General features: G+C 66.1%; 19 protein-coding genes and 1 tRNA gene. 3 read left to right on the forward strand and 17 right to left on the reverse strand.

Annotated features, from left to right (window positions below; translation table 11 throughout):
- Positions 1–15 precede the first annotated feature (15 nt).
- Positions 16–498, reverse strand: coding sequence for a LuxR family transcriptional regulator (locus tag AC5P7A_RS20715; RefSeq protein ID WP_075076276.1), 483 nt, complete (start codon positions 496–498; stop codon positions 16–18).
- A gap of 221 nt (positions 499–719) precedes the next feature.
- Between AC5P7A_RS20715 and AC5P7A_RS20720 the strand changes: the two genes are divergently transcribed.
- Complete coding sequence (locus AC5P7A_RS20720) at positions 720–3,050, forward strand: TonB-dependent receptor (RefSeq protein ID WP_495220562.1); 2,331 nt, start codon at positions 720–722, stop codon at positions 3,048–3,050.
- A 59-nt stretch (positions 3,051–3,109) separates the two neighbouring features.
- Here the strand turns inward: AC5P7A_RS20720 and AC5P7A_RS20725 are convergent.
- The 15 genes from AC5P7A_RS20725 to rlmE form a co-directional block, all read right to left on the reverse strand.
- Positions 3,110–3,202: transfer RNA gene (locus AC5P7A_RS20725), tRNA-Ser, on the reverse strand.
- A gap of 78 nt (positions 3,203–3,280) precedes the next feature.
- The gene (csrA, locus tag AC5P7A_RS20730) at positions 3,281–3,484 is read right to left on the reverse strand and encodes a carbon storage regulator CsrA (protein WP_004152909.1); all 204 of its coding nucleotides are present in this window, start codon (positions 3,482–3,484) and stop codon (positions 3,281–3,283) included.
- 147 nt (positions 3,485–3,631) lie between these two features.
- Entirely contained in the window at positions 3,632–6,280 is a 2,649-nt protein-coding gene (gene alaS, locus AC5P7A_RS20735; RefSeq protein ID WP_126411919.1) for an alanine--tRNA ligase, read from the reverse strand.
- A 109-nt stretch (positions 6,281–6,389) separates the two neighbouring features.
- Positions 6,390–6,881, reverse strand: coding sequence for a recombination regulator RecX (gene recX / locus AC5P7A_RS20740; RefSeq protein WP_005409024.1), 492 nt, complete (start codon positions 6,879–6,881; stop codon positions 6,390–6,392).
- Positions 6,882–6,991: 110 nt separating this feature from the next.
- Positions 6,992–8,029: a recombinase RecA gene (gene recA, locus AC5P7A_RS20745; protein WP_005412937.1), complete on the reverse strand. Its 1,038-nt coding sequence runs from the start codon at positions 8,027–8,029 to the stop codon at positions 6,992–6,994.
- Positions 8,030–8,233: 204 nt separating this feature from the next.
- On the reverse strand, positions 8,234–8,869 hold the full coding sequence (gene lexA / locus AC5P7A_RS20750; protein ID WP_032962190.1) for a transcriptional repressor LexA: 636 nt from the start codon (positions 8,867–8,869) through the stop codon (positions 8,234–8,236).
- A 210-nt stretch (positions 8,870–9,079) separates the two neighbouring features.
- A complete protein-coding gene (gene ubiB, locus AC5P7A_RS20755) occupies positions 9,080–10,762 on the reverse strand; it encodes a 2-polyprenylphenol 6-hydroxylase (RefSeq protein ID WP_032962195.1) in 1,683 nt (560 codons plus the stop codon).
- A gap of 34 nt (positions 10,763–10,796) precedes the next feature.
- Complete coding sequence (locus tag AC5P7A_RS20760; protein ID WP_005409020.1) at positions 10,797–11,291, reverse strand: CinA family protein; 495 nt, start codon at positions 11,289–11,291, stop codon at positions 10,797–10,799.
- A gap of 119 nt (positions 11,292–11,410) precedes the next feature.
- Entirely contained in the window at positions 11,411–12,721 is a 1,311-nt protein-coding gene (hflX, locus tag AC5P7A_RS20765) for a ribosome rescue GTPase HflX (RefSeq protein WP_495220563.1), read from the reverse strand.
- A gap of 14 nt (positions 12,722–12,735) precedes the next feature.
- Positions 12,736–13,011, reverse strand: a complete 276-nt coding sequence (gene hfq / locus AC5P7A_RS20770; RefSeq protein WP_004152891.1) for an RNA chaperone Hfq — start codon at positions 13,009–13,011, stop codon at positions 12,736–12,738.
- Between the two features lie 96 nt (positions 13,012–13,107).
- Positions 13,108–14,061: a tRNA (adenosine(37)-N6)-dimethylallyltransferase MiaA gene (miaA, locus tag AC5P7A_RS20775; protein WP_014646715.1), complete on the reverse strand. Its 954-nt coding sequence runs from the start codon at positions 14,059–14,061 to the stop codon at positions 13,108–13,110.
- Positions 14,061–14,957, reverse strand: coding sequence for a dihydropteroate synthase (folP, locus tag AC5P7A_RS20780; RefSeq protein WP_495220564.1), 897 nt, complete (start codon positions 14,955–14,957; stop codon positions 14,061–14,063). Before folP ends, miaA begins: the two co-directional genes overlap by 1 nt.
- A 469-nt stretch (positions 14,958–15,426) precedes the next feature.
- Positions 15,427–15,612, reverse strand: coding sequence for a hypothetical protein (locus AC5P7A_RS20785; protein ID WP_014646713.1), 186 nt, complete (start codon positions 15,610–15,612; stop codon positions 15,427–15,429).
- 99 nt (positions 15,613–15,711) lie between these two features.
- On the reverse strand, positions 15,712–17,646 hold the full coding sequence (gene ftsH / locus AC5P7A_RS20790; RefSeq protein ID WP_005409015.1) for an ATP-dependent zinc metalloprotease FtsH: 1,935 nt from the start codon (positions 17,644–17,646) through the stop codon (positions 15,712–15,714).
- 69 nt (positions 17,647–17,715) lie between these two features.
- Positions 17,716–18,348, reverse strand: coding sequence for a 23S rRNA (uridine(2552)-2'-O)-methyltransferase RlmE (rlmE, locus tag AC5P7A_RS20795; RefSeq protein ID WP_005409014.1), 633 nt, complete (start codon positions 18,346–18,348; stop codon positions 17,716–17,718).
- A gap of 65 nt (positions 18,349–18,413) precedes the next feature.
- Here rlmE and yhbY point away from each other — a divergent pair, with 65 nt between their 5' ends.
- Positions 18,414–18,719, forward strand: a complete 306-nt coding sequence (gene yhbY, locus AC5P7A_RS20800; RefSeq protein ID WP_004152868.1) for a ribosome assembly RNA-binding protein YhbY — start codon at positions 18,414–18,416, stop codon at positions 18,717–18,719.
- A gap of 13 nt (positions 18,720–18,732) precedes the next feature.
- On the forward strand, positions 18,733–19,107 hold the full coding sequence (locus AC5P7A_RS20805; RefSeq protein ID WP_111205683.1) for an Mth938-like domain-containing protein: 375 nt from the start codon (positions 18,733–18,735) through the stop codon (positions 19,105–19,107).
- 27 nt (positions 19,108–19,134) lie between these two features.
- On the opposite strand, the gene AC5P7A_RS20810 is transcribed toward AC5P7A_RS20805, so the two are convergent.
- The gene (locus AC5P7A_RS20810) at positions 19,135–19,623 is read right to left on the reverse strand and encodes a YqhG/Tai3 family protein (RefSeq protein ID WP_046429909.1); all 489 of its coding nucleotides are present in this window, start codon (positions 19,621–19,623) and stop codon (positions 19,135–19,137) included.
- Between the last annotated feature and the right edge of the window lie 360 nt (positions 19,624–19,983).

The following is a 19,983-nucleotide window of genomic DNA, read 5'->3' on the forward strand; positions in this document are numbered from 1 at the left end:
GTGAATGCAGCATCGCTACGGCATGCGCTTGAACAGGTTGGTCTGCAGGATCGGCGTACCGTCATGACCGTAGAACGCCTTGGTCTCGGTCATCGTCGCCTGGTCATCCGCCACGGTGTAGATGCGGGTGGAGGCCGGCGTGCCATGGTCCACCAGCTGCATCACCAGCGTGTTCGGTGCAGGCAGTTTCAGGTTGGCCTTGTCCGCGCCATAGGTGCCGGACAGGGCGCCGGGCGTGCCATCCAGGGCCAGCGTGCCGTCGGATTTCATGGTCTTGCCGTCGTTCAGGACGATGTCCACGTGCGAGCTCCAGCGGCCACCACCGGCGTCCTTGAACTCGAGCACCACGTGCTTCGGGCGCTGCGCTTCGGGTAGCGCAGACGTGGCGATATCCAGCGACCAGCGCCCCAGCAGGGGGGAAGGCGAAGTCTCCACAGCCAGCGCCGGAACGGCGGGGAGTGAAAGCGCAGACAACAACACAGCGGACAACAGCTTCATACGTTGCTCCGTTCCAGCGAAGAAGATTCTGCGTGACGCGTTGTGGGGCGCAGCGCCTCGGATCGTGCACAGCATCGGCGCCCGGCGCAAGGCGGGGCGCTGAACACGCGGCAACCTCATTCGCGCCCCCGCGATTTCGGTCTGGCGGCAAGGTCTCATCCGTCCTTGCCGATACAAAGAGTGACGTTATAACATTTCACTTCGCCTTCACGAGTCCTGCCATGCGTCGCCACCTGCTTGCTGCTGCCATTCTGTTCGCCGTCCACACCGCCCAGGCCGCGGACGAACCCACCCTCCCCACCCTCCAGGTCCAGGCCTCCCAGCCCTCGCGCATCGACAGCCGGGTCACCGTCGACAATCCGCAGGCGCAGAACCGCACCCTCGGCGGCCTGCTCGAACACGTCTCCGGCGTGCAGAACAGTGCTTTCGGGCCGAACGCAGGCGCCCCGGTCATCCGCAGCCTCAGCGGCAACCGCGTGCAGATCCTGCAGGACGGCCAGTCCATCCTCGGCATGAACGCGATCAGCGGCGACATCAACATTCCGTTCGATCCACTGTTCGTGCGCAGCGTCACCGTCAACAAGTCCTCGGACACGGTGCGCTATGGCGGCAATGCGATCGGCGGCAGCGTGGAGATCGATTCGGGCCTGATCTCGCGCAGCATGGAAGACAAGGACCAGTCGATGGAACTGGTCCTGCGCAAGGGCTTCAATGCCGCCGATGCGCAGGGCTTCCGCATGAACTTCAACAACCAGCGCAACCTCTCGACCAACCTGCAGGTCTCGCGCCAGCGCATCTCGCACTACGACATCCCCGGCAACAGCAAGGCCCGTGTCTGCAACACCCGACTGTTCCCGCCGACCGGCGGCGTCAACTCGGCGCTGGCCGACAGCTGCCAGAAGGAAGCACGCGTACAGCAGATCTACAACAAGGCCTCGCAGCCTTACATCGACCAGTTCATGACCGAGAATCCTGACTGGGCCGATGGTGAATTCTCGTTCTACACCAACAACCCGACCTCGGTCTGGCAGCGCCGCACCTATATCAACCCGGTCAATCCTGCCTATGTCGCCGGCACGCCGTCATACGTGCAGAAGCAGATCAACAATGATGTGACGCCCGACTACCATCATCGGCTGGGCAACAGCCATGCGCGCAACGCGCAGGTGGCCTTCGGCTCGACCCTGTTCTTTGACCGCGGCTACGTCGGTGTCAGCATCGATGCCAAGGACAGCGAGTACGGCGTGCCGGGCTTCTCGATGCAGAACCTGTCGTTCGGTTCCAACCATGCCGATGGCCTGCCGGTGGGCGTGGTGATCAAGCAGCAGCGCTACGCGCTGGAAGCCCTGCTGCGTGATCCGCTGCCGTGGTTCGAGCGCGCGGAACTCCGCGTGTCCAGGCTGGACAACACTTCAGGCGAGCGGCTGGGTACCACCAGGGCAAACGACTACGATTTCGAGAGCACCCAGGCCGAGTTGCTGCTCAGCCATCAACGCGTCGGCCCGCTCAGCGGCCTGGTCGGTTTCAGCCATCAGTCGCGTGATGTCACCGGCAGCGGCTCGCAGCGCTACCTGCCGGACGTGGACACCCGCAGCAATGCGGTATTCCTGAAGGAAACGCTGGACGTCGGCTGGGTTACCTTCGATGCTGGCGTACGCCACGAACGGGTCGACCACGCACTACAGCCCAGCCGCTTCAAGACCGCGCGCAATGCCGCCAACACGAAACTGCAGGACCGCGACTACCGGCTCAACAGCTACAGCCTCGGCTCGTACGTCGAGCTCGGCCCCTTGTTCGCGGCCAAGGTCCGTTACTCATCCTCACAGCGCGCCCCGGAGATCAACGAGCTGTATGCCAGCAACGCGCACTATTCCGTGATGACACAGGAAGAAGGCAACCAGAACCTGGAACCGGAGCGCGCGAAGAACCTGGAACTGACCGGCCTGTTCCACCTCGGCGGTTTCGAGCTGTCCGCCACCGCGTACCGGATGCGGTACGAGAACTACCTCTATCTCGGCTATTCCGGCCTGCAGACCGCCAACCGCCTGCCGCTGAAGTACTGGAAGCAGACCGACACCACGGTGAAGGGCTTCGAGATCGACGCGTCGCAGGCATTGGACCTGGGCCGCTATGGCACGTTGAACGTCTCCGCCTTCGCCGACCTGGTGAAGAACAAGGCCGACCACCCTGATTCGCTGCGCGCCCACAACGACGGCGAGTATCTGCCGAACATGCCGACCAACCGCTACGGCGCCAACCTGCAGTGGCAGCGCGAAGGCTGGAAGGCACAACTGTCCAGCACCTACTACGACGCGCAGAAGTACCTGGGTCGCAATGTCAGTGAGGAAATTCCGCTCGACGCATTCAACCTGGTCGACCTGCAGGTCAGCCGCGAACTTCCAGTGCGCAACAGCTACATCGCAGGCGTGGAAGTGTTCGTCAATGGCAGCAACCTGCTCAATGAAGAAGCGCGGCCGCACAACTCGCCGCTGAAGTACATCGCGCCCCTGCCGGGGCGGGGCTTCCAGGTCGGCGTGACGATACGGCTCTGAAGGCCGGCCATAAAGAAAAACGCATGCAGATCGAGGATCTGCAGGCGCATCTTTGTATCTGGCGGAGTGAGAGGGATTCGAACCCTCGATAGAGCTTTTGACCCTATACTCCCTTAGCAGGGGAGCCCCTTCGGCCACTCGGGCATCACTCCGGGGTATTCTCCGCGTCTGGTGCGTTGCACCTCAGCGGGGCGTGAATCATAACGTTAATCGAGTGCGAAGGTAAAGCGTTATTCGGCAGAATTTTCGCTACCGGTGCCACCGGCTTCATCACCACGCTGGATGCGCTGGTAGATCTCTTCGCGATGCACAGCGACGTCCTTCGGCGCAGTGATGCCGATACGCACCTGGTTACCCTTGACGCCAAGCACGGTGACGCTCACCGAGTCACCGATCATCAGGGTTTCGCCGACGCGGCGAGTCAGGATCAACATTTTTGTAAGTCTCCATGGAACCGTGTGGAAGGGTATCCCCCACCGGCTTGACGCTCCGTCAAGAAGCGCTACCACGACAAAGGGAAAAGATTCGCAATGGTACCGTCAGCCGTCCCGCTCCTACAAGGAGGGGGACGGCAGGGTTCATCACAGGCGGGGGCTGACCCATTCGACGACTGCAGCCAGCGCAGTGGCAAGGGCGGGCCCGTCCTCGCCACCACCCTGGGCGAGGTCCGGGCGTCCGCCGCCCTTGCCCCCGATCTGACCGGCGATATGGGACAACAGTTCCCCGGCCTTGACTTTGCCCATTGCGCTGCCGTTCACACCCGCGACCAGGGCGGCCTTGCCGTCCTGGGCACCGGCCAGCACGATCACCGCGTCGCCCAGCTGCTGCTTCAGGCGGTCCATGGCGTCACGCAGGGCCTTGGCGTCGAAGCCCTCCAGGCGGGCAGCCAGCACCTTCACGCCGGCGACCTCGACGGCCTGGCCGGACAGGTCGGCCGTGGCACCGGCCGCGACCTTGGCCTTCACGGCCTCCAGTTCGCGTTCCAGCTGCTTCTGGCGCTGGCCGAGGGCACGGATCTTCTCGACCACGTCGGCAGCGCTGCCACCGAGCAGTTCAGCGGCCTCGGCCAGGCGGGCCTCTTCGGCGTCCACGTAGTCCAGGGCGCCCTGGCCGGTAACCGCCTCGATGCGGCGCACGCCGGCGGAAACACCGCCCTCGGAGGTGATCTTGAACAGACCGATGTCGCCGGTACGGTTGACGTGGGTGCCACCGCACAGCTCGGTGGAGTAGTCACCCATCTTCAGCACGCGCACGTGCTCACCGTACTTCTCGCCGAACAGGGCCATCGCGCCGAAGTCCAGCGCTTCCTGCATGGCCATGGTGTGCACTTCAGCGGCGTTGTTGGCACGCACCTGCTGGTTGACCTTGCGCTCGATCACCGCCAGCTCTTCCGCGCTGATCGGCTGGAAGTGCGAGAAGTCGAAACGCAGGCGGTCCGGCGCGACCAGCGAGCCCTTCTGCTGCACGTGGGTGCCCAGCACTTCGCGCAGCGCGGCGTGCAGCAGGTGGGTGGCCGAGTGGTTGAGGATGGTGGCGCCACGGCGCTCGCCATCGACCTGGCCGGACAGCACATCGCCGACCTTCAGGCCGCCTTCGGACAAGGTGCCGACGTGGCCATGGAACTGGCCGGCGAACTTCTGGGTGTCCTCCACCGCCAGGCGCACGCCGTTGCCGGCCAGCACGCCGGTGTCACCGACCTGGCCGCCGGATTCGGCATAGAACGGGGTCTGGTTGGTGATGACGATGACCGAATCACCGGCATCGGCCGACTGCACCGGACGACCGTCCTTGAGCAGGGCCAGCACGCTCAGACCGTCGGCCTGCAGGCGGTCATAGCCCAGGAACCGGGTCGGGCTCAGCGTTGCCACCAGCTCGGCCGGCAGGGTCACGCCGCCGCCGAACTTGCCGGCCGCCCGTGCGGTTTCGCGCTGCTGTTCCATCGCGGCATCGAAGCCGGCGATGTCGACGGTCAGGTCGCGCTCGCGGGCAATGTCCTGGGTCAGGTCGAGCGGGAAGCCATAAGTGTCGTACAGGCGGAACGCGTCAACGCCCGGGATCACGCCATTGCTGGCCTTGCCGGCCACGTCCTCGAAGATCTTCATGCCGGCGTCGAGGGTTTCGGCGAAACGCTCTTCTTCGGCCTGCAGCGCACGGGTGACGGTGTCCACCGCCGCCGGTAGCTCTGGATAGGCCTCGCCCATCTGCTCGACCAGGGTCGGCACCAGCTTGCTGAAGAACGGCTGGCGCACACCCAGCATCCAGCCATGGCGCAGGGCGCGGCGGATGATACGGCGCAGCACGTAACCGCGGCCTTCGTTGGACGGCAGCACGCCATCGACGATCAGGAACGAACAGGCACGGATGTGGTCGGCAATCACGCGCAGCGACTTGTTCTCCAGGTCGGCGGTGCCGGTCAGCTCGGAAGCCTTGCGGATCAGCGCCTGGAACAGGTCGATCTCATAGTTGGTGTGCACGTGCTGCAGGATCGCCGCCAGGCGCTCCAGGCCCATGCCGGTATCCACGCACGGCGCCGGCAGCGGCACCAGGGTGCCGTCGGGCTGGCGGTCGAACTGCATGAACACCAGGTTCCAGATCTCGATGAAACGGTCGCCGTCTTCGTCCGGGGAACCCGGGGGACCACCGGCAATATGATCACCGTGGTCGTAGAAGATCTCGGTGCACGGGCCGCACGGGCCGGTGTCGGCCATCTGCCAGAAGTTGTCCGAAGCGAACGGCGCGCCCTTGTTGTCGCCGATGCGTACGATGCGCTCTTCCGGAACGCCGACCATGTCGCGCCACAGTTCGTAGGCTTCGTCGTCGGTCTGGTACACGGTGACCAGCAGGCGTTCGGCCGGCAGCTTCCAGACCTGGGTCAGCAGCTCCCAGGCCCAGGCGATCGCGTCCTTCTTGAAGTAGTCGCCGAACGACCAGTTGCCCAGCATTTCGAAGAAGGTGTGGTGGCGCGCGGTGTAGCCGACCTGGTCGAGGTCGTTGTGCTTGCCGCCCGCGCGCAGGCAGCGCTGCACGTCGGCCGCGCGCACGTAGCTGCGCTTTTCCGCGCCAAGGAACACGTCCTTGAACTGCACCATGCCGGAGTTGGTGAACAGCAGGGTCGGATCATTGCCCGGCACCAGCGGCGCCGACGGCACGATGGTGTGGCCTTTACCCTTGAAGAACTCAAGGAAGTCGCTGCGGATCTGGGATGTCGTGAATTTGGCGGATGCGTTCATTGGGGGCTGGCAGTCTGCGGGCCGGCGGACCCGGACCACCGGCCGCGTTGGCCAGGGTCGCGAGGGACCGCCGAAAACCTAAAGGGTATCAGGCCCGGCGCCGCCAGTCTCAGTCATCCGGGTCGTAGCGGGTCGCGCGGCGGATGCTGTCGCCGTCGAAGCCCCGCCGGGCCAGCAGATCGGCAGCCTTGCGCCGCTGCGTCAGGTCCTGCGGGCCGGCCTCGCCAAAGCGTCGGCGGACCAGATCACGGGCGTTTTCCTGCCAGTCGCCTTCGTAGCTGTCCATCGCTGCGGCAATCGCGGCACTGTCCAGGCCATGGGTCCCCAGCTCGGCGCGGACATGGATCGGCCCATAACCGGTGTTGGCGCGCATCCTCACCAGGTTCTCGGCAAAACGGGTGTCGTCCTGCCAGCCGGCCTCGGTCAACTTGGCGACAGCGGCCTGCGCGGCTTCGTCTTCGATGCCACGGGCCGTCAGCTTGCGGGTGAGTTCCTTGCGCGAGTGCTCGCGGCGGACCAGCAGGCCCAACGCCCGTTGCACGGGGGTCTGCTCACGCGGCCGGCGCTTGCGGCCGGTCGGAATGTCTTCGGCGTCGGACATGGGTACTCCAAGGGTGGCGCCATCCGTGGCGCCCAGCCCATCCCTGGGCGATTCGAACCTGCGGGACAGGGCGACGTCACTGACGGCGCCACCCTGCCCCACAGCAAGCCTTATTCGTCTTCGCCTTCGTCGTCGCCTTCCTCGCGGGCCGCTTCGGCCGGCTGGAATTTCTCGCGCAGCTCGGCCTCGAGCTTGGCGGCGACAGTCGGGTTGTCGCGCAGGTAGCCGCGGGCGTTGTCCTTGCCCTGGCCAATGCGTTCTTCACCGTAGCTGTACCAGGCGCCAGCCTTCTCCACCAGCTTGGCATCCACACCCATGTCGATCAGCTCGCCTTCACGGCTGATGCCTTCGCCATACAGGATTTCGGTGATGACCTGCTTGAACGGAGGTGCCAGCTTGTTCTTGACGACCTTGATCTTGGTCTGGTTACCGATGATCTCGTCACCCTTCTTGATCGCGCCGATACGGCGGATGTCCAGGCGGACCGAGGCGTAGAACTTGAGCGCGTTGCCACCGGTGGTGGTTTCCGGGCTCTGGCCCGGCATCATCACGCCGATCTTCATGCGCAGCTGGTTGATGAAGATCACCAGGGTGTTGGAGCGCTTGATGTTGCCGGTCAGCTTGCGCAGCGCCTGGCTCATCAGGCGGGCCTGCAGGCCTGGCAGCTGGTCGCCCATCTCGCCTTCGATTTCGGCCTTCGGGGTCAGCGCGGCAACCGAGTCGATCACCAGGATGTCCACCGAACCCGAACGGACCAGCATGTCGGCGATTTCCAGCGCCTGCTCACCGGTGTCCGGCTGCGACAGCAGCAGGTCGTCCACGTTCACGCCCAGCTTGGCGGCGTAGATCGGGTCCAGCGCGTGCTCGGCGTCGATGAAGGCCGCGGTGCCGCCCATCTTCTGGCATTCGGCGATGGCCTGCAGGGTCAAGGTGGTCTTGCCCGAGGATTCCGGCCCGTAGATCTCAACGACACGGCCCTTTGGCAGACCACCAATGCCCAGCGCGATGTCGAGCATCAGCGAACCGGTCGGGATGGCTTCGACGGGCTCGACCACGCGGTCGCCCATGCGCATCACCGAGCCCTTGCCGAACTGCTTTTCGATCTGGCCCAGAGCTGCAGCGAGGGCGCGCTTCTTGTTCTCGTCCATCGGATTGGTCCTTGCAGAGGTCGTGTCGTTGGAGGTGCTGTCTTTGGGGGTCTTCTTTGCCATGGGCTCACTTTAAGTCGGACGTATCGCACAGGCTGAGATTCTGCCCGGCGCTCTGAAAAGAATTATCGGACATCCGTACCAACCTCAGTGGAACCAGAGAATCGCCACAAAAGACCGCGGGGTAATGCGCTACGGAACGGGTCAACGGTTGGGCCGCAACAGGCCGCAATAGAGGCCCTCGATCGCGAAGTCCTGATCCGGCAGCACCTCGATCGGCTTGTAGTCGGGATTGCGCGGCAGCAGGCGGATGCGATCCTTGGCGATCTTCAGCAGCTTGACCGTGATCTCGTCATCGATGCGGGCCACCACGATCTGCCCGGAATGGGCGTCGCGGGTGCGGTGCACGCCGATCAGGTCACCGTCGAAGATGCCCTCATCGATCATCGAGTCGCCCTGCACCTTCAGCAGGTAGTCCGGCGCCGGCGAGAAGAACACCCGGTCCAGCACCACGAAATCGTCCGAGCCGATGTCGGCGCCGATCGGCAGGCCGGCCGCAACCCGGCCCAGCACCGGCAGCCGCAGCACGCTGTCGGCCAGGCCCGGCTCGGCCAGCTTCTCGACCGGCGGTGCCTGCACCAGGCGGATGCCGCGGGCCTGACCCGGGATGCGACGGATCGCGCCGGCCTGCTCCAGGGCTTCCAGGTGGTACTGGGCCGCGCGCACGCCCTTGAAGCCGAATGCGCGTGCGATTTCAGTCTGCGACGGCGGTGCGCCTTCGCTCTCGATACGCTCGGCGATCAACTGCAGGATCGCCTGCTGGGTGTCGGTCAGGTCCATGGTTAGTAGTATTACTACTAATATGCGCGACTGCAAGTGCCGGGGCGATCGGGGTGGTGCGGGCTTGTTGGGCCGAGGCATGCTCGGCAGTCGCGCGAATGACGGGGCCGACCCAGGCAAGAGCAGCCGAGCATGGCTCGGCTCTACAGGAATCGCTGCGCGATTCTGCGGTTCCTGTGGAACCGCAACAGGCGCACTTCGTGCACCTGGCTACGTGTGCTTACCGCTTCTCCATATCGAAACCAGGATCCATACGCCGCAGAAGCCGGCGCCGATGAATCCGCACACGCCCAGCGCCAGCAACCAGCGGCTGGAAACCCCGCCGACGCTGTGCATCACGATCGACGAGCCGATGATCAGCGCGGCCGTGATCACGCCCACCACCAGTCGGTTCGCGGCCCGGTTCACCTGCTCGCCAAAGCCCTGCAGCGCGGTGGTCTCCACCTTCAGCTGGAGGCGCCCACGGCGCGCTGCCTGGACCAGCTTGCGCAGGTCGCGCGGCAACTCGCCGGCGAAGTCGACCAGGCCCAACAGGCTGCGCCGGCCGCGCTTGAGCAGCGCCCTGGGCGCATAACGCTGCAGCACCACGCGCTCCAGGAACGGGCGGGCGGCGCTGGCCATGTCGAAATCCGGATCCAGCTGCCGGCCCATGCCTTCCAGGGTCAGGAAGGCCTTGATCATCAGTGCCAGGTCGGCCGGCAGGGTCAGGCTGTAGCTGCGCAGCAGCTGGGTGATGTCGCCCAGCATCAGGCCGATGCGCAGATCCTTCAGCGGCACGCCACGGTACTGGTCGACGAACTGGCTGATGTCGTGCTGCAGCCGGTTCTCGTCCACTTCCACGCCGCCGGCCCAGTCCAGCAGCACGTCCGCCACGCCCTGCGGGTCCTGCTCGACCAGGCCGTGCAGCAGTTGCGCGACCTGGAAGCGGCGCACTTCGGACAGCGCGCCGACCATGCCGAAATCGATCACGCCGATGCGGCCGTCACGCAGGTAGATGATGTTGCCGGGGTGTGGATCGGCGTGGAAGCTGCCGTCCTCCAGCACCATCTTCAGCACGATGCCGGCGCCACGCCGCGCCAGCTCGCGCCGGTCCAGGCCCGCCGCATCGACGCCAGCCAGATCGCGGCCGGGAATGCCGTCGACGAAGTCCTGCACGTTCAGGCTCTCGCAGGTCCACTGCCAGTGCACCTTCGGAATCAGTATGTCGTCGCGGCCGCTGAAGTTGCGCGCGATGCGTTCGGCATTGCGGCATTCGGCGGCAAAATCCAGCTCACGGCGCAGCGATACGGTGAACTGCTGCACGACCTCGGCCGGGCGATAGCGACGCAGGTCCGGCAACCGGGCCTCGACGATCTCGGCCAGCCGCGCCAGCAGCCGCAGGTCGGCCTCGACCACGTCGCGGATGCCGGGACGCCGCACCTTCAGCACCACCTCACGACCATCATGCAGCCGCGCGCGATGGGCCTGCGCCAGCGAGGCGGCGGCCATCGGGGTTTCGTCAAGGAAGGCGAATACCTCCGCCGGCGACGCGCCCAGGTCGGCTTCGAGCTGCCCGCGGATCTCGGCGTACGGCAGGGCCGGCACCGCGTTCTGCAGTTCGGACAGCTCGGCAATCCACTCCGGCGGCAACAGGTCGACGCGCGTTGCCAGCACCTGGCCAAGCTTGACGAAGGTCGGGCCAAGATCCTGCATCGCACTGCGCACGCGCACCGGTGCGGTCATCCGCAGCAGCTCCTGCCGGTCCTCGTTCCAGTGCAACAGGCGCCCTGCACGCTCCAGCGTGCTGGCCAGGCCGATGCGCCGAACCACGTCGCCGAAGCCGTAGCGGATCAGGACAACGGCGATTTCCTGCAGTCGGCCCAGGTCACGGACCGTGCCCAGCGTTTCCCACATCATGCGTGCTCCGGACGGTTACCGGAGCAGCATGTCACAGCTGGGCGTCGATACCGCGCAATGCCGCCGCCACGGTTTGCCGGCGGATGGCTTCGCGGTCGCCATCGAACTGGAACAGCTCGGCGCGGGCGTAGCCACCGCGGCGCTTCCAGCCGATCCAGACACTGCCGACTGGCTTGTCCGGACTGCCACCGCCGGGGCCGGCGATACCGGTCACCGCCACGGCGATGCCGGCACCGGAATTGACCAGCGCACCGGACACCATCTCCAGAACGGTTTCGCGACTGACCGCGCCGAACTGTTCCAGCGTCTGCGCACGCACGCCCAGCAGGCGCTGCTTGGCTTCATAGCTGTAGACCACCATGCCGCAGTCGAAGAACGCCGAAGAACCGGCGATGTCGGTCATGCACTTGGCGATCCAGCCGCCACTGCAGCTTTCGGCCGTGACCAGCTGCAGCGAGGCCTGTTGCAGGCGCTGCCCGAGCGCGGCGGACTGGGCATTGAGATCGGCGTCGGTGGGGATGGACATCGGCATGACGGTGGGGTGAAGAACCCCGTTGTACCGCAGATGACAGCCGGATGTCGCGCCCCTCCGGCACGATTGCGTTGCCGGCCAGCGGCCGGCACCACCAGCCATGGGCCGCTAGCTCACCACTCCGGCAGTTTCTCCGGCAGCAGCGCCCGGATCGGCGCGCCATCGGCACCGGCGGCCAGCTTCTCGGCTTCGGCAATCGGCAGGTCCACCTGCAGCAGCCAGCCCTCTTCATCGGCCTGTTCGCTGCGGATCACTTCCAGCTGGTGCAGGCGCGCACGCAGGCGGCCGGCATCCGGCGGCAGGCGCAATTCACCGGTCACGTGCTGCAGGCCAAGGCGCTTGCCCAGCACTGCCTGCAGCAGCTCAAGGCCCTGCCCGTCACGCGCGGAAATCCAGACACGTTCACGACGCGACTCGTCGGGCACGCCATCCTGGCCATCGTGGCGGACGTCGGCACCGTCGATGCGGTCGATCTTGTTGAACACCAGCAGCTGCGGCAGGTCACCGGCACCGACCGCGGTCAGCACCTCGTCCACCTGGGCGATGCGCTCCTCGCGGTGCGGATCGGCGGCGTCGACCACATGCAGCAGGAAATCGGCCTCGCGTGCCTCGGACAGCGTCGAGCGGAACGCGGCGACCAGATCATGCGGCAGGTCGCGGACGAAACCGACGGTGTCGGCCAGCACCACGCTGCCGCCCGGGACCGCGACGCGGCGCACGGTCGGGTCCAGCGTGGCGAACAGCTGGTCGGCGGCATAGGCCTCGGCGCCGGTCATGGCGTTGAACAGGGTCGATTTGCCAGCGTTGGTGTAGCCCACCAGGGCCACGCGCGGCAGCTCGCTGCGCACGCGCGCACGGCGCATCTGGGTGCGCTGCACTTCAACCTTCTCCAGGCGCTTCTGCAGCTGCTCGACCCGCTTCTGCAACAGGCGGCGGTCGGTTTCCAGCTGGGTCTCACCCGGGCCACGCAGGCCGATCGAACCGCCGCGCTGGCGCTCCAGGTGGGTCCAGCCGCGAACCAATCGCGTGGCCAGGTGACGCAGCTGCGCCAGCTCGACCTGCAGCTTGCCCTCGTGGCTGTGTGCACGCTGGGCAAAGATGTCCAGGATCAGACCGGTGCGGTCGATCACCCGGCGCTCGAGGAAGCGTTCCAGGTTGCGCTCCTGACCCGGGCTCAGCGCATGGTTGACCAGGATCAGGTCGGCGCCACTGGCATCGGCCGCGGCCTTGATCTCGTCCAGCTTGCCGCTGCCGATCAGGGTTGACGGATTCGGACGGTCCAGGCGCGCGGTGATCGTCGCGGCGATGCTGGCCCCAGCCGAGCGGGCCAGATCACCGAACTCTTCCAGCACATCGTCTTCCAGCTTGCCGAAATGGGGCTGGATCAACAGGGCGTGTTCGCCCTTTTTCGAGCGGTCAAACATTCACCGCTCCGGTATTACTCGTCTGCTTCATCACCTGCCTGACCACCTTCACCCGACTGCACGTAACCACCGCCCGGACCGACCTTCACGTTGCGTGCCGGAACCACCGTGGAAATGGCGTGCTTGTAGACCATCTGACTGACCGTGTTGCGCAGCAGGACCACGAACTGGTCGAACGACTCGATCGTGCCCTGCAGCTTGATGCCGTTCACCAGGTACACCGAAACCGGCACGCGCTCGCGCCGCAGTGCGTTCAAGAAAGGATCCTGCAGCGATTGCCCCTTGGACATTGCACACTCCTGATTATTGTTCTTATTGGGTTGCCGACGGTTGCCACGGCCCCCGAGCCGCCCGCCGACCGATGATGTTACACGGCTGGCGGGGGTTCAGCGTGCGACGAAGGCCGACACCGCGCCGGCAAGGCGCTCCTGGTCGATATGGGGGTCGAACCAGCGCGCATCAAGCTCGCCGCGCAGCCACGTCAGCTGGCGCTTGGCCAGCTGGCGGGTGGCGAAGATCGCCTTGTCACGGAAACGGGCGGCATCACCCTCCCCGTCCAGGTACTCCCAGGCCTGGCGATAGCCGACCGCACGCACCGCCGGCAGGTCCAACGGGGCCTCCACGGCGGCCATTTCCGGCATCGCGCGCAGTGCCCGCACTTCGTCCAGGAAGCCCTGCGCCAGCATGGTGTCGAAGCGCGCCTCGATGCGCTGGTGCAGTACCGCGCGGTCACGCGGGGCCAGGATCAGCTTGAGGGTGCGCACCGGCAGCGGCGCCACGCCCGGACGGCGCTGCCATTCAGTGATGGGCGTGCCGGTCAGGCGATAGACCTCCAGTGCCCGCTGGATGCGTTGCGGGTCGGTGGCATGGATGCGTGCGGCGGCGGCCGGATCGACCTCGGCCAGCTCTGCGTGCAATGCCGCCCAGCCCCGCTCGGCCGCCTCGGTGCTGAGTGCTTCGCGCATCACCGGGTCGGCCTCCGGCATCGGCGACAGGCCCTGCAGCAGGGCCCGGAAGTACAGCCCCGTGCCACCTGCCAGGATCGGCGTTTTGCCGCGTGCCACGATGTCGGCCACGACCCGGCCGGCATCGGCGGCGAACTCGGCCGCCGAATAGGTCTGCCAGGGATCGCGCAGGTCCAGCAGATGGTGCGGCGCCTGTGCACGCTCGGCCGCATCAGGCTTGGCCGAGCCGATGTCCAGGTGGCGGTATACCAGCGCCGAATCGACGCTGACGATTTCGCCGTCCAGTTGCTGTGCCAAAGCGATTGCGGTGGCGGTCTTGCCACTGGCGGTCGGCCCCATCACGGCGATCGCCAGCGGCCGCCGATCGACGCCCATCAGTCTTCGTCCGGCCAGAGGATCGTCGGCGCAGCGTCGGCACGGGGCGTCGGCACGGCCTCCACTGCCTGCCAGATCTTCAGCGCATCGACGGTGGCCGCCACGTCATGCACGCGCACGATGCGCGCGCCACGTTGGACCGCGATCAGGTGCGCGGCCACCGAAGCCGCCACGCGTTCGGAGGGCGTGTCGCGGCCAGTGAGTTCTCCCAGGCTGCGCTTGCGTGACAGGCCGGCCAGCACCGGCACCCCCAGTTCCAGGAAGCGCTCCGAACGCGCCAGCAGGGTCATGTTGTGGGCGGTGCTCTTGCCGAAGCCAAAACCAAGGTCGATCAGCAGGTTCTTCTTCGCGATGCCCGCCATCTCGGCAGCGAACAGGCGCTGCACCAGGAAACCATGCACCTCGGCGACCACGTCGTCGTAGTGCGGATCGGCCTGCATGTGGCCCGGCTCGCCCTGCATGTGCATCAGCACCACCGGCACGCCGGTTTCGGCGGCAGCTTCAAGCGCACCGGCCTGGCGCAGGGCGAAGATGTCGTTGATCATGCCGGCGCCAGCGGCCACCGCCGCGCGCATCACCTCCGGTTTGAAGGTGTCGATGCTGATCGGCACCCGGGTGCGTGCGGCCAGCTGCTCGATCACCGGAATCACCCGGCGCAGCTCCTCCTCGACCGATACCGGCGCAGCGCCCGGGCGGGTCGATTCGCCGCCGATATCGAGCAGGTCGGCGCCCTCCTCGACCAGCTTCAGGCCATGGGCGACCGCAGCCTCGGTGGTGTCATGCGCGCCGCCATCGGAGAAGGAGTCCGGGGTGACGTTGACGATGCCCATGACCCGGGCACGGTCGAGGCGCAGGATGCGGCCGGCGCAATCGAGCTGGGGCGAGGTATCGAACATGGGCAATCCTGCAGGGACGACGGCGGGTAGTTTAGTTCGGCAGGGCGGCGCCCTGCACCCGCAGAGGCCCGGGCTACAGCAACAGCTGAAGCAACAGCCGAAGCAACAGCAGGTGTACTGAGGGATGGCGTGGGGTCAGATCCGTTTTCCTACGGAAAACGGATCTGACCCCGAATTGATTCGATATCTGACAGAGATTCATCCACGCATGGCGTGGATCTACCGTGTCGACCAAGGTCGACACCTACCAACAGCGGCCGGAATCTGTCAGAGGTGGGGCGGTGTCGGAGGGCGGGGTGTCAGCCGCATGGATGCGGCTGCCAAGCCCCCATGGATGGGTTCACGGCGTCCCCGCCCTCCGACACCGCCCCACCAAATCGCGGAATGCAGCTGCTGCTGTTGCTGCTGAGGTTGCCGGCCAGCGGCCGGCACTACCGCGGGTGCAGGGCGCAGCCCTGCCGCGGCGCCGTCAACGCCGCCGACGCTTGCGGTCCACGTACAGGGTTCTGGCGATGCTCAGCACGATGCCGACACCGATACCCACCACGCAGCCCAGCAGCAGGTTGTCGGCGCCCAGCCCTACGCCCACGCCGACCACGGTGGCGATGATCATTTCGGCGGTGTGGGAAATCGGTTCGGGCTTCGGGGCGGACATGCAGGCTCCAGCATCAGTTCGGTTCGGAAGGGGCCGAAGGCCCGGAAACGACAAGGCCGGGTTTCCCCGGCCTCGTCTGGTGTCACGTGCAGCGGGCCGTCAATGCGATTCGGCCGGGCCTGCGATCGGCGGCAGCGGGCGGGCGTCGCCGCCCTTGTCGTTGCCACCGTCCTTGTTCGACTTGCTCCAGCCCGCCGGCGGCGGCGGATCGCGGCCTTCCATGATGGCGTCGATCTGCGGTGCGTCGATGGTCTCGTACTGCAGCAGCAGCTGCGACATCGCATGCAGCTTGTCGATGTTCTCGGTCAACAGCTGGGTGGTGCGGGCATAGGCCTTGTCGAGGATGTTGCGCACTTCCTCGTCGATCCGGCGCGCCGTGTCGTTGGACACGCTCTTGTGCTGGGTGACCGAACGCCCCAGGAACACCTCGTCGTCCTCTTCGCCATAGGCGATCGGGCCGAGCTGCTCCGACAGGCCCCACTTGGTGACCATGTTGCGGGCCATCTTGGTTGCGCGCTCGATGTCGTTGGAGGCGCCGGTGGTGACCTTGTCCTCGCCGAAGATCAGCTCTTCGGCGACACGGCCGCCGTACAGGGAGCACAGCTGCGACTGGATCGCCACGCGGTTCATCGAGTACTTGTCGCCTTCCGGCAGGTACATCGTCACGCCCAGCGCACGGCCGCGCGGAATGATGGTGACCTTGTAGACCGGATCGTGCTCGGGCACCAGGCGGCCGACGATGGCGTGACCCGCTTCGTGGTACGCGGTCAGGGTCTTCTCGTCCTCGCTCATGGCCATCGAGCGGCGCTCGGCACCCATCAGGATCTTGTCGCGGGCACGGTCGAAGTGGTCCATGCGGACTTCCTTCTCGTTGCCGCGCGCGGCGAACAGGGCCGCCTCGTTGCAGAGGTTGGCCAGGTCGGCGCCGGAGAAGCCCGGGGTACCACGTGCGATCACCATCGGCTCGACATCGTCGGCCAGCGGCAGCTTGCGCATGTGGACCTTCAGGATGTGCTCGCGGCCCTTCACGTCCGGCAGGCCGACCACCACCTGGCGGTCGAAACGGCCCGGACGCAGCAGCGCCGGATCCAGCACGTCCGGACGGTTGGTCGCGGCGATCACGATCACGCCTTCGCCGCCTTCAAAACCGTCCATCTCGACCAGCAGCTGGTTCAGGGTCTGCTCGCGCTCGTCATGACCGCCGCCCAGGCCGGCGCCACGGTGGCGACCGACGGCGTCGATTTCGTCGATGAAGATGATGCACGGGGCGTGCTTCTTGGCCTGCTCGAACATGTCACGCACGCGGCTGGCGCCCACGCCGACGAACATTTCCACGAAGTCCGAACCGGAGATCGAGAAGAACGGCACCTTGGCTTCGCCGGCAATGGCCTTGGCCAGCAGCGTCTTGCCGGTACCCGGCGGGCCCACCATCAGCACGCCGCGCGGAATCTTGCCGCCCAGCTTGGTGAACTTGGACGGGTCGCGCAGGAAGTCGACCAGCTCGCCCACTTCTTCCTTGGCCTCGTCGCAGCCGGCGACGTCGGCGAAGGTGACCTTGATCTGGTCCTCGCCCTGCAGCTTGGCGCGCGACTTGCCGAAGGACATCGCGCCCTTGGCACCGCCGCCACCGCCCTGCATCTGGCGCATGATGAACAGCCAGAAGCCGATGATCAGGATGACCGGCAGGAAATTCATCAGGATCGCGCCCAGGGAAATGCCGCTGGACGGCTCCTCCTGCACGATCTCCACGTTCTTGGTGCGCAGCACGTTGATCAGGTCACGATCGAACGGCGCGGTGATGGTGGACGACTGCCCACCGCGGGTGGTGTAGGTCAGCTGGCTGGTGCCCCCGCGCATGTCGCCGCCGAAGGCGACCTTCTGCACGTTGCCGCTGTCCACCTGGTCCAGGAACTGCGAGTACGACGCGCCCTGCGCGCCGGCCCCGGAGGACTTCGGCGAGAAGCTCTGGAAGACCACCATCAGCACGACGGCGACGACCACCCATAGCAGGAGGTTCTTGGTCAAGTCGTTCATCCTCATTGGCTCCGGTGTTCCTCTCAGTGCTGGCGTTGCGTTGGGGTCGAACTTGCGTACGTTGCGAGCTTACTTCATGTGGGCGCGTTTTCCCTGACCCAAGGCATACACCTCGGGAGAGCGCTTGCGCGACGCCTCCGGCTTGCGGATGGAGACCTTGTCGTAACGGCGGCGCATGTCGCGCACGTAGTCGTCAAAGCCCTCACCCTGGAACAGCTTGATCAGGAACGCCCCACCGGTCTTCAGGTGGTTGTCGGCAAAATCCAGGGCCAGCTCCGCCAGGTGCATCATCCGCGGCTGGTCGACCGCACCCACACCACTCTTATTGGGGGCCATGTCCGACAGCACAAGGTCTACCGGCTGATCCCCGAGCATGGCTTCAAACTGCGATAGGACGGCTTCTTCCCTGAAGTCACCATGAAGGAACTCCACGCCGGCCAGCGGCGGCATGTCCAGGATGTCCAGCGCCAGCACACGACCGGTGTCCCCGATCTGTCTCCGAACCTGCTGAGACCAGCCGCCGGGGGCCGCGCCAAGGTCGACCACCACCATGTGCGGCTTCAGCAGGCGGTCACGTTCGAGCAGCTCTTCGAGCTTGTAGGCGGCGCGCGAGCGCATGCCCTCGGCCTGCGCCTTCTTCACGAAGGGGTCGGAGAAGTGTTCCTTGAGCCAGCGCTGGCTGCTTTTGCTGCGGGTAGCCATTGAAAATAGGGGCTGATGGGGTCCTCATGATACCCTGATCGTCCCATTCAACCGTGTTTTCCTGCATGTCCATCGCCCTGACCGCCTCCCAGACCCGTTTCCTGCGCGGCCAAGCCCACGACCTGAAGGCCCTGCTGCAGACCGGCGGCAAGGGTGTGACCCCAGCCTTCATCGCGGAGCTGAACGAAGTGCTGGAGCGCCACGAACTGGTCAAGGTGAAGGTCGCCGCAGAGGATCGCGACGCCCGTGATGTGATGATCGGCGAGATCGTCGAAGCCACCGAAAGCGCGCTGGTGCAGCGCATCGGCCACGTCGCCGTGCTGTACCGCCCGAGCAAGGAACAGCGCCAGATCGTGCTGCCGCGCGGCTGATCGCCCTACCGTCATGCAGCTGAACCACGAACCGCCGGATTACGCCTACAGCCTGCGTGCCGCAGATGGCCGCTCGGCCAAGGTGAATGAGCAGGTGCTGGGCGGCAGTTTCTTCCTCACCCCGGACCAACTGGTCACGCACTGGCCGGTGGCAAGTGCCGCCGCGCTGCAGTTGGCGGACCTGGAGCCGATCCTGGCGCTGAATCCGGCGCTGATCGTGCTCGGCACGGGAGACCGTCAGGTATTCCCGCCCGCGGTGGTGATGGCCGCCTGTCTGTCGCGTGGCATCGGCCTGGAGGTGATGAACAATCCGGCCGCAGCGCGCACCTTCAACATTCTGGCCGGCGAAGGCCGCAAGGTCGCGGCCGCCTTCATCCTGGAAGGCTGAGTTCGAGCCGCCGGGTGCGCCCCGGCACTAGCTGCCCGAAGGTGTGCAGCGGAACGCGGAGAACGCCTGTAGCCGACCGATCAGGTTGCCACCCTGCCCCCAGCGGATATCCATGACCTTCCAGTCCGGGCCCTGCCGCTGCAGCAGGACCCGGTCGGTCCAGCGATAGTCGCCCACGGCCATGTCGACATGGACCCAGGTGGCGTCACCGCTCGATCCTGGCGCTCCCACCGTTATCGTCTCCGGCCGGTCCGGCGCCAACAGATACGGGCTCTGGTCGAGCATGTGCGGCTTCTCGTCGGGCGCGGCCAGTGCGGTGCAGGCCTGTTCATATGCACGCTGCGCATCGATGGCTGAGCGGAGGGCATCACCCAGCAGCGGAGCAATCGCCGTTTCGTTCGACTGCGGCGCCTGGATGGCGTCGTAGAGGCGGGTGACCACGTCACGTGGATCGCTGGCGGCGGTCGCCAACGGCGCGACGATGAGCAGCGCGAAAAGGGCTGTTGGGCGAGACATGCGGCACCGGATCGGGAGGCTGGTTCGGTTGAAGCATGCCGCTTCCCTGGCTTGTCGGGAAGCTTGAGATGTGCCACTCAAGGTCGCAAACGGCCACCCACGGCGGCCAGCGTACAGTGAGTCGAGCACGGCTCGACGCTACAGGTCGGGAACGCCGAGCATTGCCCGGCGCCACCCGTCCCACTACCTCAACGCGCCGGCAGGTACTGCTGCGGGTCAACCGGCTTGCCGTTGTAGCGGGTGAGCCGGCGGTGTTTGCGGCCCATGGGCCGCACCGTCGGCGAACGCCCGGCGCGCTGCGCCGGGCCGGGGATCCGCCCGGATTATGAATCGACGATCAGCGCGCCGGCAGGTACTGCT

The organism is Stenotrophomonas sp. YJH_SMC_65 (assembly GCF_059369475.1).

Excerpts from the sequence above, each read along its gene's own strand:
- recA (WP_005412937.1), bottom strand. The coding sequence starts at position 8,029 with ATGGACGAGAACAAGAAGCGCGCCCTCGCTGCAGCTCTGGGCCAGATC.
- csrA (WP_004152909.1), bottom strand. The coding sequence starts at position 3,484 with ATGTTGATCCTGACTCGCCGCGTCGGCGAAACCCTGATGATCGGTGAC.
- lexA (WP_032962190.1), bottom strand. The coding sequence starts at position 8,869 with ATGGACCTGACCGACACCCAGCAGGCGATCCTGCAGTTGATCGCCGAG.
- AC5P7A_RS20785 (WP_014646713.1), bottom strand. The coding sequence starts at position 15,612 with ATGTCCGCCCCGAAGCCCGAACCGATTTCCCACACCGCCGAAATGATC.
- AC5P7A_RS20715 (WP_075076276.1), bottom strand. The coding sequence starts at position 498 with ATGAAGCTGTTGTCCGCTGTGTTGTTGTCTGCGCTTTCACTCCCCGCC.
- alaS (WP_126411919.1), bottom strand. The coding sequence starts at position 6,280 with ATGAACGCATCCGCCAAATTCACGACATCCCAGATCCGCAGCGACTTC.
- rlmE (WP_005409014.1), bottom strand. The coding sequence starts at position 18,348 with ATGGCTACCCGCAGCAAAAGCAGCCAGCGCTGGCTCAAGGAACACTTC.
- AC5P7A_RS20805 (WP_111205683.1), top strand. The coding sequence starts at position 18,733 with ATGCAGCTGAACCACGAACCGCCGGATTACGCCTACAGCCTGCGTGCC.
- recX (WP_005409024.1), bottom strand. The coding sequence starts at position 6,881 with ATGTCCGACGCCGAAGACATTCCGACCGGCCGCAAGCGCCGGCCGCGT.
- ubiB (WP_032962195.1), bottom strand. The coding sequence starts at position 10,762 with ATGTGGGAAACGCTGGGCACGGTCCGTGACCTGGGCCGACTGCAGGAA.
- hflX (WP_495220563.1), bottom strand. The coding sequence starts at position 12,721 with ATGTTTGACCGCTCGAAAAAGGGCGAACACGCCCTGTTGATCCAGCCC.
- AC5P7A_RS20760 (WP_005409020.1), bottom strand. The coding sequence starts at position 11,291 with ATGTCCATCCCCACCGACGCCGATCTCAATGCCCAGTCCGCCGCGCTC.
- folP (WP_495220564.1), bottom strand. The coding sequence starts at position 14,957 with ATGTTCGATACCTCGCCCCAGCTCGATTGCGCCGGCCGCATCCTGCGC.
- miaA (WP_014646715.1), bottom strand. The coding sequence starts at position 14,061 with ATGGGCGTCGATCGGCGGCCGCTGGCGATCGCCGTGATGGGGCCGACC.
- yhbY (WP_004152868.1), top strand. The coding sequence starts at position 18,414 with ATGTCCATCGCCCTGACCGCCTCCCAGACCCGTTTCCTGCGCGGCCAA.
- AC5P7A_RS20810 (WP_046429909.1), bottom strand. The coding sequence starts at position 19,623 with ATGTCTCGCCCAACAGCCCTTTTCGCGCTGCTCATCGTCGCGCCGTTG.
- ftsH (WP_005409015.1), bottom strand. The coding sequence starts at position 17,646 with ATGAACGACTTGACCAAGAACCTCCTGCTATGGGTGGTCGTCGCCGTC.
- AC5P7A_RS20720 (WP_495220562.1), top strand. The coding sequence starts at position 720 with ATGCGTCGCCACCTGCTTGCTGCTGCCATTCTGTTCGCCGTCCACACC.
- hfq (WP_004152891.1), bottom strand. The coding sequence starts at position 13,011 with ATGTCCAAGGGGCAATCGCTGCAGGATCCTTTCTTGAACGCACTGCGG.